The following is an 11,732-nucleotide window of genomic DNA, read 5'->3' as shown; positions in this document are numbered from 1 at the left end:
CGAATGCGAACTTGAATATTGCACCGATCATTTAGCCGCCTTCGCTGGCAAGCCAGCTCCTACGAAACGCAATAGCTTGAAACTGCGACCAACAATCAAACCATTGATGAGCCCTGCCCCCAGCGCCGCCCCTGCAACCGCCGACATTTCATTGGCCAGTTCCGGGTACATGGCCGCCTGGTAACCTTCGTAATAACGCCAGGCAAAAAAGCCCCAATACACAATCAGTACCTTGATCGTACCGGGTAGAACCAGATGTTGCCCCTCGCACTGCACATTGTTGTACGAGAAAAAACGCAGTGCCAGCAACCACCCCGCCAGCAATCCCAATGCATAGACTGAAAGCTGGATTGCAATTTCCTGGGAGGGATTGAGCGATGCGAGGGACAAAGCCACGAATATCACGGGTGATATCTGCAATGACCTTTTCGATACGTGGCTCCTGAAACAGGCGATGACGCCGTAGTAACTCAGAATAAAAAACACCGCATAAACCCACAGCGGTGTACCACGCAAAATGTCGATCATAAGCCTTCCTGGCACTGTGTATGTTTGAGCAGATCAAACTACTGATCGCTGGTTGCGATCACAAGACGGTGGGATCTGAGAATGCTATAGGCAGGAGACTACGACAGCGTAATCCCTGTCTGAGGATAGAGAGGAATGAGTCGGATCGCGGGGAAGATTGCTGCGCATTCAAGGACGCCTTCGCGAGCAAGCCCGCTCCCACATTTGGTCTTCTGTGAACACAAATTTTGTGTACGACATTGATCCAGTGTGGGAGCGGGCTTGCTCCGGGCGGCGTTCCGACGAAAGCGATTTCAGCCGGATAGCAACACTCAGTTCTTGTGAAGCTTACTCATCAGCTCCGCCTCAGCCTGGGTCAAGCCGCAGGACTGGGTCAGTTCGTTGACGCTGGCGCCCATTCCGACCAGTCGCGCCGCCTGAGCAAACGACAGGCTTGAAGGATCACGCTGTTCCAGCTGGGTGAGTTTGTCCGGCAACGGCGCAACGATCGCCCGCAGCTCGTGCAGGTCTTCGCCCATGCGCACATTGCCGTTCTGGTAGTCGTCGACGCGCTTGGCCAGGTCCTTGATGCGCTGATCACGCTGCGCATCTCCCTTGGCCTGTTGCGCGGCGATCTGTTTTTGACCGCGAATGTACGCCAGGAACATCGCCAGCGTGCCTGCCCAAAACAGGAACAGGACAATGACCGCAACCTCGAGAATCAATCAGATACTCTCCAGTTCCGACCATTCTTCTTCGCTCATCATCTTGTCGAGCTCGACCAGGATGAGCAATTCGTTGTTCTTGTTGCACACGCCTTGAATGAACTTGGCGGACTCTTCGTTACCCACGTTCGGCGCGGTTTCGATTTCCGACTGACGCAGGTAAACCACTTCGGCCACGCTGTCGACCATGATCCCGACAACCTGCTTGTCGGCTTCGATGATGACGATACGGGTGTTGTCGCTGATCTCGGCATTCATCAGGCCGAAGCGCTGGCGGGTGTCGATCACGGTGACGACGTTGCCGCGCAGGTTGATGATGCCCAGCACGTAGCTCGGGGCACCCGGGACCGGGGCGATTTCGGTGTAACGCAGGACTTCCTGGACGCGCATCACGTTGATGCCGTAGGTCTCGTTGTCCAGCTTGAAGGTGACCCATTGCAGGATCGGATCTTCGGAACCTTTTGCCGCCGTTGCCTTGTCATTCATACCCTGACCCCTCAAGAAACCGCCCTGGCGGTGTGTGTTCCGTGCAACATCATCAGAGTGACGTCGCCTGTTTTGTTTATTTGACTGATGTCGGTTTGTGGCCCGGCTTGCCGCCAGACATGTGCTTGGCTCCGCCGCTGGCGATCAACTCGGCCAACGAGGCGACATCGAGCAAGGCGCACATGTGTTCAATCACCGTGCCGGCGAGCCATGGCCGCTGGCCTCGGTGACTTCTCCATTTGATTTCATTCGGGTCCAGGCGCAACGAACGGCTGACCTGATGCACCGCCAGCCCCCACTCGTAGCCCTGCACCGAAATCACGTATTGCAGGCCCTGCTTGAAATCGTCGCGGTAACGGTCGGGCATGACCCAACGCGCGGTATCGAGCACCTTGAGGTTGCCGGCCTGGCTCGGCAGGATCCCCAGGAACCATTCCGGCTGGCCGAACAACGGCGTCAGCTCGTGACCGGCCAGGGAATAAATCGAGCCCAGGCATACCAGCGGCACCGCCAGGGTCAAACCGGCGACATCGAACAGCAGGCATTCGAAGGGTTCGGCAGCCCAGGACGGACGACCGTCGGACTCAACCGGAGGCGGCGTGTTGCTCGGTGGCAGATGCACTTCGACGACGGGAGGCACCAGCGTCTGAGGCTCCTCGATGACCGGAGTCTCTAGCGCCACAGGCTTTTCAATGACTGGCGCGCTCAGGGTTTGCAACAGCGGCGCAAGGGTCGATACCGGTGCCAGAACGGGTTCCGGCGCTTCGACCACAGCAACCGGCGCCTTGGCCACCGGTGCTACTGGCGAAACCATAGGCGCGGTTTTCTGCGCATCCCGGGTCTGCTCTTCGAGCACGGCAGCCTGGAACTCGTCCAGCACGGTTTCGACGGCGATCTCCTCGGCCACTGCCTCTACGGGCAGCGTCAACTCTTCAGTCACTTCCTGCAGCAGGCTGTCCAGGTAGGACTGCAAGGCCAATTGCGGGCGCGAGGTGGTCTTCAATGGGCGGTTCATGCGCACACACCTGTAGGAGCGAGCATGCTCGCGATGAACCTGAGCGCACCACGGGGTGTCAGGTTTCCCGCGTCATCGTTGACGACCATCGCGAGCATGCTCGCTCCTACAGGGATCGGGGTCATGTCACGCCACCTGCGCAACAAGTTGCGCCGCCAGCAGATGCTTGAGCAACGCGCGATAAGCCAGAACGCCACGGCTCTTGCCGTCGAATTGCGAAGGCGTCAGACCGGCACGGCTGGCATCGCGCAGGCGCGTGTCCACCGGGATATAGCCCTGCCAGATTTCCTCGGGAAACTTGTCGCGCAGCACGCGCAACGTTCCGAGGGATGCCTGGGTGCGTCGGTCAAACAGGGTCGGCACGATGGTGAAGGGCAACGCCTGTTTGCGCGAGCGGTTGATCATCGCCAGGGTGTTGACCATGCGCTCCAGGCCCTTGACCGCCAGGTGTTCGGTCTGCACCGGGATCACCAGTTGCTGGCTCGCCGCCAAGGCATTGACCATCAGCACGCCGAGCAATGGCGGGCTGTCGATCACGGCGTAATCGAAGTCCTGCCACAGTTGCGCCAGGCTCTTGGCAATCACCAGGCCCAAGCCGCTCTGCCCCGGCGACTGGCGCTCAAGGGTGGCCAGTGCGGTGCTGGAGGGCAACAGGGAGATGCGTTCGTCACTGGTCGACAGCAGCAGTTGACCCGGCAGGCCTTGCGGCACGCTGCCCTTGTGCAGGAACAGGTCGTAGCTGCTGTGCTCCAGGGCGTCGGGATCGTAGCCGAAGTAACTGGTCATCGAGCCGTGGGGGTCGAGATCGACTACGACCACGCGCTTGCCCGCCTCCGCCAGTAAACCGGCTAAAGCGATGGAGGAAGTGGTTTTACCGACACCACCCTTTTGATTGGCGACTGCCCAGACTCTCATTCGGATTGTTCCTCCCGGCCGAATGGATCGACCGAGAAATAGCTCAACGTGTTAATGCGGGTGACGGAGAATTGACGGCGCTCTCTCGTACCGGCGACTTGACCGGGGTCGGTGCAGTTTGTGTGCCAGCACGCTTCAATGCGGCATCCGGTTGCGCATGGGCGGTTCCGGTGCCGGTCAGGCTGCGGCGAACATCGAGGTTGCGCGACACCACCAGCACCACGCGACGGTTGCGTGCGCGGCCTTCAGCGGTAGCGTTGTTGGCCACCGGCTGAAACTCGCCATAGCCCACCGAAGCCAGGCGACCGGGGTTCACCCCTTGCATCGCCAGCATGCGCACGATGCTGGCCGAGCGGGCCGAAGACAGCTCCCAGTTGGTCGGGTACTGCGCGGTGCGGATCGGTTGATCGTCGGTGAAACCTTCGACATGAATCGGGTTGTCGAACGGCTTCAGGATCGCCGCGACCTTGTCGATGATGTTGAACGCGATGTCGCTGGGCATGGCGTCGCCGCTGCCGAACAACAGGCTGGAATTGAGCTCGATCTCGACCCACAACTCATTGCCGCGCACGGTCATCTGGTTGGAGCTGATCAGGTCACCGAACGCCGCACTGATGTCGTCGGCGATGCTTTTGAGTGGATCGCTGGCGCCGGCGACACCGGCATCGACCTGGTCACTGTCCTTGACCAGCGGCTTGGCCGGAGTCACGGTCTTTGGCCTCTCGTCGCCGATGGGGATCGGCTTGAGCGAACGATCGGAATCGGTGAAGACCCCGATCAACGCTTCGGAAATGACCTTGTACTTGCCTTCGTTGATCGAAGAGATCGAGTACATCACCACGAAAAAGGCGAACAGCAAGGTGATGAAGTCCGCGTAGGACACCAGCCAGCGTTCGTGATTGACGTGTTCTTCATGCTGGCGACGGCGAGCCATGAGCTTATTCCCTTAATCCATGAAACCCTGAAGCTTCAATTCAATGGAGCGAGGGTTTTCACCTTCAGCGATCGACAGCAGCCCTTCCAGCAGCATTTCGCGATAACGCGACTGGCGCAACGCGATGGATTTGAGTTTGGCGGCAATCGGCAGCAACACCAGGTTGGCACTGGCCACGCCGTAGATGGTGGCGACGAAGGCCACGGCGATGCCGTTACCCAGTTGCGACGGATCGCCCAGGTTGCCCATGACGTGAATCAGGCCCATCACCGCACCGATGATGCCGATGGTCGGCGCGTAACCGCCCATGCTTTCGAAGACCTTCGAAGCTTCGACATCGCGGCTTTCCTGGGTGTAGAAATCCACTTCCAGAATGCTGCGAATCGCTTCCGGCTCAGCGCCGTCAACCAGCAGTTGCAGGCCTTTGCGCGCGTAGTTGTCGGGTTCGGCGTCGGCGATACCTTCAAGGCCCAGCAGACCTTCCTTGCGGGCGGTCAGGCTCCAGTTCACCACGCGATCGATGCCACCGGCCAGGTCGACACGGGGCGGAAACAGGATCCAGGCGAGGATCTGCATGGCGCGTTTGAAGGCACTCATCGGCGATTGCAGTAGAGCGGCGCCAATGGTGCCGCCGAGCACGATCAGCGCTGCCGGGCCGTTGGCCAGGGCGCCGAGATGACCGCCTTCGAGGTAGTTGCCGCCGATGATGGCGACGAAGGCCATGATGATGCCGATCAGGCTTAGAACATCCATCAGATACAGGCCTCGACCAGGTGCTTGCCAATGTCGTCGAGGCTATACACCGCATCGGCGAGCTCGGCTTTGACGATGGCCATCGGCATGCCGTAGATCACGCAACTGGCTTCGTCCTGTGCCCAGATCGAACTGCCGCCCTGCTTGAGCAGGCGCGCGCCTTCACGGCCGTCGGCGCCCATGCCGGTCAGGACCACCGCCAGAACCTTGTCGCCGTAGGACTTGGCTGCCGAACCGAAGGTGATGTCCACGCACGGCTTGTAATTCAGGCGCTCGTCACCCGGGAGGATTTTCACCGCACCGCGGCCGTCGATCATCATCTGCTTGCCACCCGGCGCCAGCAGCGCCAGGCCCGGACGCAGGATGTCGCCATCCTCAGCTTCCTTGACGCTGATGCGGCACAGCTTGTCCAGGCGCTCAGCGAAGGCCTTGGTGAAGGCGGCCGGCATGTGTTGAACCAGCACGAGCGGGGCCGGGAAGTTGGCCGGCAATTGGGTCAACACCCGCTGCAGGGCAACCGGGCCGCCGGTGGACGTACCAATGGCCACCAGTTTGTAGGCTTTGCGTTTCGGCGCGGGCGACGACGCGGTGGCCGCATGCGTACGCACAGGGATCGGTGCCGGTGCCGGACGCACGGGCGCGCTGCTGCCGTAACTGCCGACACTCGAAGGCGCAGGTGTTGGAGCGGGTGCGGCCACAGGGGCCGGAGCGCTGTAGGCACTGACACGACGATTGCTGCGCGCAATGCTCAGGATCTTCTCGCACAGCAGTTGCTTGACCTTCTCGGGGTTGCGCGAGATGTCTTCGAAATTCTTCGGCAGGAAGTCCACCGCGCCGGCATCCAGCGCATCGAGGGTGACCCGGGCGCCTTCGTGGGTCAGCGAGGAGAACATCAGGACCGGGGTCGGGCAGCGTTGCATGATGTGCCGCACGGCGGTGATGCCGTCCATCATCGGCATCTCGTAGTCCATGGTGATCACGTCGGGCTTGAGGGCCAGTGCCTGATCGATCGCCTCTTTGCCGTTGGTCGCCGTGCCGACGACCTGGATATTCGAATCCGCTGAAAGAATTTCCGAGACGCGGCGGCGGAAAAACCCCGAATCGTCCACCACCAGGACTTTGACTGCCATAAACACTCCATTAGATGGAGCGAGGCCAGGCGCCCCGCTCCACCAGAATCAAATACGCCGTGTGGCGTAACGCTTGAGCATGCTCGGAACATCGAGAATCAGCGCAATGCGGCCGTCACCGGTGATGGTGGCGCCGGACATGCCCGGCGTTCCCTGGAGCATTTTGCCCAATGGCTTGATGACCACTTCTTCCTGACCCACCAGTTGATCGACGACAAAGCCGATCCGCTGCGTGCCCACCGAAAGGATCACCACATGGCCCTCGCGCTGCTCTTCGTGAGCGGCGGAGCTGACCAGCCAGCGTTTGAGATAGAACAATGGCAGTGCCTTGTCCCGCACGATCACCACTTCCTGACCGTCCACGACGTTGGTGGTCGACAGGTCGAGGTGGAAGATCTCGTTGACGTTCACCAGCGGGAACGCAAAGGCCTGGTTGCCGAGCATGACCATCAGCGTCGGCATGATCGCCAGGGTCAGCGGGACCTTGATGACGATCTTCGAACCCTGGCCCTTGGCCGAGTAGATGTTGATCGAACCGTTGAGCTGGGAAATCTTGGTTTTCACCACGTCCATGCCCACGCCGCGACCCGATACGTCGGATATCTCGGTCTTGGTCGAGAAACCCGGGGCGAAGATCAGGTTGTAGCATTCGGTGTCGCTCAAACGGTCCGCCGCATCCTTGTCCATCACACCGCGTTTAACCGCGATGGATCGCAGGACGTTCGGGTCCATGCCTTTGCCGTCATCGGAGATCGACAGCAGGATGTGGTCGCCTTCCTGCTCGGCTGCAAGAATCACCTTGCCGCCCCGGGCCTTGCCCGAGGCTTCGCGTTCTTCCGGTGACTCGATACCGTGGTCGACCGCGTTGCGCACCAAGTGGACCAGCGGATCGGCCAGGGCCTCGACGAGGTTCTTGTCGAGGTCGGTTTCTTCGCCGACCAGTTCCAGGTTGATCTCTTTCTTGAGCTGGCGAGCCAGGTCGCGAACCAGGCGCGGGAAGCGCCCGAAGACTTTCTTGATCGGTTGCATCCGGGTCTTCATGACCGCGGTTTGCAGGTCGGCGGTGACCACGTCGAGGTTCGACACAGCCTTGGACATGGCTTCGTCGCCGCTGTTGAGGCCGAGGCGGACCAGGCGGTTACGCACCAGCACCAACTCGCCGACCATGTTCATGATCTCGTCGAGACGCGCGGTATCGACGCGCACGGTGGTCTCGGCTTCGCTCGCCGGTTTTTCCGCCGGTGGCGCGGCCGGGGCACGCGCAGCAGCAGGTGCAGCGGCAGCAGCCGGCGTTTCAGCTTTTGGTTCGGGTGCCTTGGTCACTGGTTTCGGCGCCGCAGCCTTCGCGGCCGGCGCGGCAACGGACGTGTTCGATCCGCTGGCGACCGTCGCCTTGCCGACTTCGCTGAACCTGCCTTTGCCGTGCAACTCATCGAGCAGCGATTCAAATTCGTGATCGGTGATCAGATCGCTGCCGACCGCTGCGGCGGCTGGCGCGGCAGGTGCTGGCACAGAAGCAATGGCCGACTCGAGCGCATCGACAGCAAAGTTACCCTTGCCGTGCAGTTGGTCGAGCAGTGCTTCGAATTCGTCGTCAGTAATATCGGAGCTGTCGCCGGCCGCTTTCGGTGCTTCTGGCGCAGCCGGCGTAGGGACCACTGCGACAACGGCGAACTGGCCTTTACCATGCAGTTGATCGAGCAACGACTCGAACTCGGCATCGGTGATTTCGTCGCTGGCAGCGGCATTGCTGGCAGGCGCTGGAGCAGCCGCCGGGGCCTCGGCCTGCGCCTTGACGGCGTTCAGCGAGTCCAGCAGTTGTTCGAATTCATTGTCGGTGATGTCGCCCGATTCGGCTTCAGCCACAGGCGTTTGAACCACAGCAGCGACGGGCGCGGATACCACCTCGTCAGCCGATTGCGGCTCGGCCAGGCGGGCCAGCGCCGCAAGCAATTGAGGTGTCGCAGCCGTGATCGGGCGGCGTTCGCGGACTTCGCTGAACATGCTGTTCACCGCGTCCAGCGCTTCGAGAACCACGTCCATCAGTTCCGAGTCGACGCGACGTTCACCCTTGCGCAGGATGTCGAACACGTTCTCGGCGATGTGGCAGCACTCCACCAGCTCGTTGAGCTGGAGGAAGCCGGCGCCCCCTTTTACAGTGTGAAAACCGCGAAAAATTGCATTGAGCAGATCCGCATCATCCGGACGGCTTTCCAGCTCGACCAGTTGCTCGGACAGTTGCTCTAGAATCTCGCCGGCCTCAACCAGGAAATCCTGAAGGATCTCTTCATCGGCGCCGAAGCTCATTAAGGGGGTGCTCCTAACAGGTCTACCTAAAATCCAAGGCTGGATAGCAAATCGTCCACATCGTCCTGACCGGACACAACGTCTTCTCTTTTATCGGCATGAATCTGCGGACCTTCACCCTGAGAGAGATGTTTTTGTGGATCTTTTTCAGCAAGCATCGCTTCGCGGTCATGTTCGATGCCCGCAAAGCGGTCCACCTGACTGGCCATCAGCACGAGCTTGAGCAGGTTGCTTTCAACTTCGGTGACCAACTGGGTCACACGCTTGATCACCTGGCCTGTGAGGTCCTGGTAATCCTGGGCGAGCAGGATGTCGTTGAGGTTGCCCGACACCGCGCGATTGTCCGTGCCGCTGCGCGCCAGGAACCCGTCGACCCGCCGGGCCAGTTCACGAAACTCTTGCGCGCCGACTTCGCGACGCATGAAGCGCCCCCAGTCCGCGCTCAAGACCTTGGCTTCATCCGCCAGGCCATTGACCAGCGGCGTGGCACTTTCCACCAGATCCATGGTGCGGTTGGCCGCAGCCTCGGTCAGCTTGACCACATACCCCAGACGCTCGGTGGCGTCGGTGATCTGCGACACTTCTTCGGCTTGCGGCATGTGCGGGTCAATCTGGAAATTGACGATCGCGCTATGCAGTTCGCGAGTGAGCTTGCCCACTTCCTGATACAAGCCGCGGTCACGGGTCTGGTTGAGCTCATGGATCAATTGCACCGCGTCGCCGAACTTGCCTTTTTCAAGGCTCGCGACCAATTCGACGGCGTGTTTTTTCAGGGTCGACTCAAAATCGCCCAATGAAGTTTCGTTATTGCCCATAGCTCCCCCATGGCGCACTCATCAACCGATGCGTTCGAAAATCTTCTCGATTTTTTCTTTCAACGCCTGGGCCGTGAAGGGTTTGACCACATAGCCGTTAACGCCGGCCTGGGCCGCTTCGATGATCTGCTCACGCTTGGCTTCAGCGGTCACCATCAGCACCGGCAGGTGCTTGAGCTTTTCATCGGCACGCACGTGGCGCAGCAGATCGATACCGGTCATGCCAGGCATGTTCCAGTCCGTTACCAGAAAGTCGATGCTTCCGCTGTTGAGTACCGGAATGGCGGTAGTGCCATCGTCGGCCTCGACGGTGTTGGTGAACCCAAGGTCACGCAGCAGGTTCTTGATGATCCGCCGCATCGTTGAGAAGTCATCAACGATGAGGATTTTCATGTTCTTGTCCAATTCGACCTCCAAGCAGTCTTAAACGCGCCCAGCACCTGGACGCGCCATTTCAATCAATCCGGCAAAGCACTCGATGACTGTCTGGAGCACAACAGATCGCGACCGGCGCAGTTCAACACCACACCGGCCTCGTTCGCAGTGTCCCCCACACTGCCTTCAGCGCGCTCGCCACTCCCCCAAACGCCCCCGCAAACGGGCTGCGCACTGGCTGTGTAACTGGCTGACCCGAGATTCGCTGACCCCAAGGACCTCACCGATTTCCTTGAGGTTCAACTCTTCGTCGTAGTACAGCGCCAACACCAGTCGCTCACGCTCCGGCAAATTGGCAATCGCATCTGCCAGCGCAGCCTGGAAGCGTTCATCTTCCAGGTCGCGTGACGGCTCGATATGAGCACTCGCGCCATCCTCGTGCAGCCCTTCGTGTTCGCCGTCCTGCAACAGATCGTCGAAACTGAACAGCCGGCTGCCCAGGGTGTCGTTCAAAATCCCGTAGTAATCGTCGAGACTCAATTGGAGTTCGGCCGCAACTTCGTGATCTTTAGCATCACGACCGGTTTTCGCTTCAATCGAGCGAATGGCGTCGCTGACCATGCGTGTATTGCGGTGAACCGAACGTGGCGCCCAGTCCCCCTTACGCACTTCATCGAGCATGGCGCCGCGGATTCGAATGCCCGCGTACGTCTCGAAACTGGCGCCTTTGCTGGCGTCATATTTGGTCGACACTTCAAGCAGGCCGATCATCCCGGCCTGGATCAGGTCTTCGACCTGGACACTGGCCGGCAGGCGCGCCAACAAGTGGTAGGCAATGCGTTTAACCAGCGGCGCGTAACGCTCGATCAGCTCGTACTGCGCATCACGCGCCGATGTTTTGTAGAGGTTGTAACCGCTTGCCGTCATAGAACCGGTCCTGCTGTCTGCTGCACGAGGCGCTCGACGAAAAATTCCAGGTGCCCGCGCGGGTTGGCAGGCAGCGGCCAGGTATCGACCTTCTGTGCGATCGCCTTGAATGCCAGCGAGCACTTGGAACGCGGGAAGGCCTCGTAGACGGCGCGCTGCTTCTGCACCGCCTTGCGCACGCTTTCGTCGTAGGGCACCGCGCCGACGTATTGCAGGGCGACGTCGAGGAAGCGATCCGTGACCTTGGTCAACTTGGCGAACAGGTTGCGCCCTTCCTGCGGACTCTGGGCCATGTTGGCCAGGACGCGGAAGCGGTTCATGCCGTAGTCACGATTAAGCAGTTTGATCAATGCGTAGGCGTCAGTGATCGAGGTCGGCTCGTCGCACACCACCAGCAGCACTTCCTGGGCTGCGCGAACGAAACTGACTACCGAGTCACCAATGCCCGCAGCTGTGTCGATCACCAATACGTCGAGGTTGTCGCCGATATCGCTGAAGGCCTGGATCAGGCCGGCGTGTTGCGCGGGGCTCAGATGCACCATGCTCTGAGTGCCGGATGCGGCCGGAACGATACGGATACCGCCGGGTCCCTGCAGCAGTACATCGCGCAGTTCGCAGCGGCCCTCGATCACGTCGGCCAAGGTACGTTTGGGTGTCAGGCCCAGCAGAACGTCGACGTTCGCCAGTCCCAGGTCGGCGTCCAACAGCATGACGCGCCGGCCAAGCTCAGCCAGAGCCAGGGACAAGTTCACTGACACATTAGTTTTCCCGACGCCACCTTTGCCGCCGGTCACCGCGATCACCTGTACGGGATGCATGCTGCCCATGTTATTTCTTTACCTT

General features: G+C 60.3%; 13 protein-coding genes. All 13 read right to left on the bottom strand.

The features are described 5' to 3' along the window. Positions 1–27: 27 nt before the first annotated feature. A complete protein-coding gene (locus AC3ITY_RS07865) occupies positions 28–528 on the bottom strand; it encodes a DUF6622 family protein (protein WP_150724485.1) in 501 nt (166 codons plus the stop codon). A gap of 311 nt (positions 529–839) precedes the next feature. Next, complete coding sequence (locus AC3ITY_RS07860) at positions 840–1,232, bottom strand: DUF2802 domain-containing protein (RefSeq protein WP_489308348.1); 393 nt, start codon at positions 1,230–1,232, stop codon at positions 840–842. After that, complete coding sequence (locus AC3ITY_RS07855) at positions 1,233–1,718, bottom strand: chemotaxis protein CheW (protein ID WP_007980742.1); 486 nt, start codon at positions 1,716–1,718, stop codon at positions 1,233–1,235. A 76-nt stretch (positions 1,719–1,794) separates the two neighbouring features. Continuing rightward, positions 1,795–2,733, bottom strand: a complete 939-nt coding sequence (locus AC3ITY_RS07850; protein ID WP_489308347.1) for a CheW domain-containing protein — start codon at positions 2,731–2,733, stop codon at positions 1,795–1,797. 126 nt (positions 2,734–2,859) lie between these two features. Beyond that, positions 2,860–3,648 carry a ParA family protein gene (locus tag AC3ITY_RS07845; protein WP_046037687.1) on the bottom strand — a complete coding sequence of 263 codons (789 nt, stop codon included), beginning with the start codon at positions 3,646–3,648 and terminating at the stop codon, positions 2,860–2,862. A 43-nt stretch (positions 3,649–3,691) separates the two neighbouring features. Then, positions 3,692–4,582, bottom strand: coding sequence for a flagellar motor protein MotD (gene motD, locus AC3ITY_RS07840; RefSeq protein ID WP_085716991.1), 891 nt, complete (start codon positions 4,580–4,582; stop codon positions 3,692–3,694). A gap of 12 nt (positions 4,583–4,594) precedes the next feature. Continuing rightward, positions 4,595–5,335 carry a flagellar motor protein gene (locus AC3ITY_RS07835; RefSeq protein WP_150724481.1) on the bottom strand — a complete coding sequence of 247 codons (741 nt, stop codon included), beginning with the start codon at positions 5,333–5,335 and terminating at the stop codon, positions 4,595–4,597. Next, positions 5,335–6,465 carry a protein-glutamate methylesterase/protein-glutamine glutaminase gene (locus AC3ITY_RS07830; RefSeq protein ID WP_489308346.1) on the bottom strand — a complete coding sequence of 377 codons (1,131 nt, stop codon included), beginning with the start codon at positions 6,463–6,465 and terminating at the stop codon, positions 5,335–5,337. The genes AC3ITY_RS07835 and AC3ITY_RS07830 overlap by 1 nt, the downstream gene beginning before the upstream one ends. Before the next feature lie 48 nt (positions 6,466–6,513). Beyond that, complete coding sequence (locus AC3ITY_RS07825) at positions 6,514–8,772, bottom strand: chemotaxis protein CheA (protein WP_489308345.1); 2,259 nt, start codon at positions 8,770–8,772, stop codon at positions 6,514–6,516. A 26-nt stretch (positions 8,773–8,798) separates the two neighbouring features. After that, on the bottom strand, positions 8,799–9,587 hold the full coding sequence (locus tag AC3ITY_RS07820; RefSeq protein WP_223460026.1) for a protein phosphatase CheZ: 789 nt from the start codon (positions 9,585–9,587) through the stop codon (positions 8,799–8,801). A 21-nt stretch (positions 9,588–9,608) separates the two neighbouring features. Next, entirely contained in the window at positions 9,609–9,980 is a 372-nt protein-coding gene (locus AC3ITY_RS07815) for a chemotaxis response regulator CheY (protein WP_003183998.1), read from the bottom strand. A 168-nt stretch (positions 9,981–10,148) separates the two neighbouring features. Continuing rightward, complete coding sequence (fliA, locus tag AC3ITY_RS07810; RefSeq protein ID WP_223460028.1) at positions 10,149–10,889, bottom strand: RNA polymerase sigma factor FliA; 741 nt, start codon at positions 10,887–10,889, stop codon at positions 10,149–10,151. Continuing rightward, positions 10,886–11,716: a flagellar synthesis regulator FleN gene (gene fleN / locus AC3ITY_RS07805; RefSeq protein WP_008001746.1), complete on the bottom strand. Its 831-nt coding sequence runs from the start codon at positions 11,714–11,716 to the stop codon at positions 10,886–10,888. Before fleN ends, fliA begins: the two co-directional genes overlap by 4 nt. Positions 11,717–11,732 lie beyond the last annotated feature (16 nt).

Source organism: Pseudomonas sp. GL_091 (assembly GCF_057837725.1).
Note: the sequence above shows the minus strand (reverse complement) of the source record. Positions and strands in the feature narration are given on the sequence as shown.

Bases quoted from the DNA above. Each gene is read 5' to 3' on its own strand.
- AC3ITY_RS07865 (WP_150724485.1), bottom strand. From the start codon at position 528: ATGATCGACATTTTGCGTGGTACACCGCTGTGGGTTTATGCGGTGTTT.
- AC3ITY_RS07855 (WP_007980742.1), bottom strand. From the start codon at position 1,718: ATGAATGACAAGGCAACGGCGGCAAAAGGTTCCGAAGATCCGATCCTG.
- AC3ITY_RS07850 (WP_489308347.1), bottom strand. From the start codon at position 2,733: ATGAACCGCCCATTGAAGACCACCTCGCGCCCGCAATTGGCCTTGCAG.
- AC3ITY_RS07845 (WP_046037687.1), bottom strand. From the start codon at position 3,648: ATGAGAGTCTGGGCAGTCGCCAATCAAAAGGGTGGTGTCGGTAAAACC.
- motD (WP_085716991.1), bottom strand. From the start codon at position 4,582: ATGGCTCGCCGTCGCCAGCATGAAGAACACGTCAATCACGAACGCTGG.
- AC3ITY_RS07835 (WP_150724481.1), bottom strand. From the start codon at position 5,335: ATGGATGTTCTAAGCCTGATCGGCATCATCATGGCCTTCGTCGCCATC.
- AC3ITY_RS07830 (WP_489308346.1), bottom strand. From the start codon at position 6,465: ATGGCAGTCAAAGTCCTGGTGGTGGACGATTCGGGGTTTTTCCGCCGC.
- AC3ITY_RS07825 (WP_489308345.1), bottom strand. From the start codon at position 8,772: ATGAGCTTCGGCGCCGATGAAGAGATCCTTCAGGATTTCCTGGTTGAG.
- AC3ITY_RS07820 (WP_223460026.1), bottom strand. From the start codon at position 9,587: ATGGGCAATAACGAAACTTCATTGGGCGATTTTGAGTCGACCCTGAAA.
- AC3ITY_RS07815 (WP_003183998.1), bottom strand. From the start codon at position 9,980: ATGAAAATCCTCATCGTTGATGACTTCTCAACGATGCGGCGGATCATC.
- fliA (WP_223460028.1), bottom strand. From the start codon at position 10,889: ATGACGGCAAGCGGTTACAACCTCTACAAAACATCGGCGCGTGATGCG.
- fleN (WP_008001746.1), bottom strand. From the start codon at position 11,716: ATGGGCAGCATGCATCCCGTACAGGTGATCGCGGTGACCGGCGGCAAA.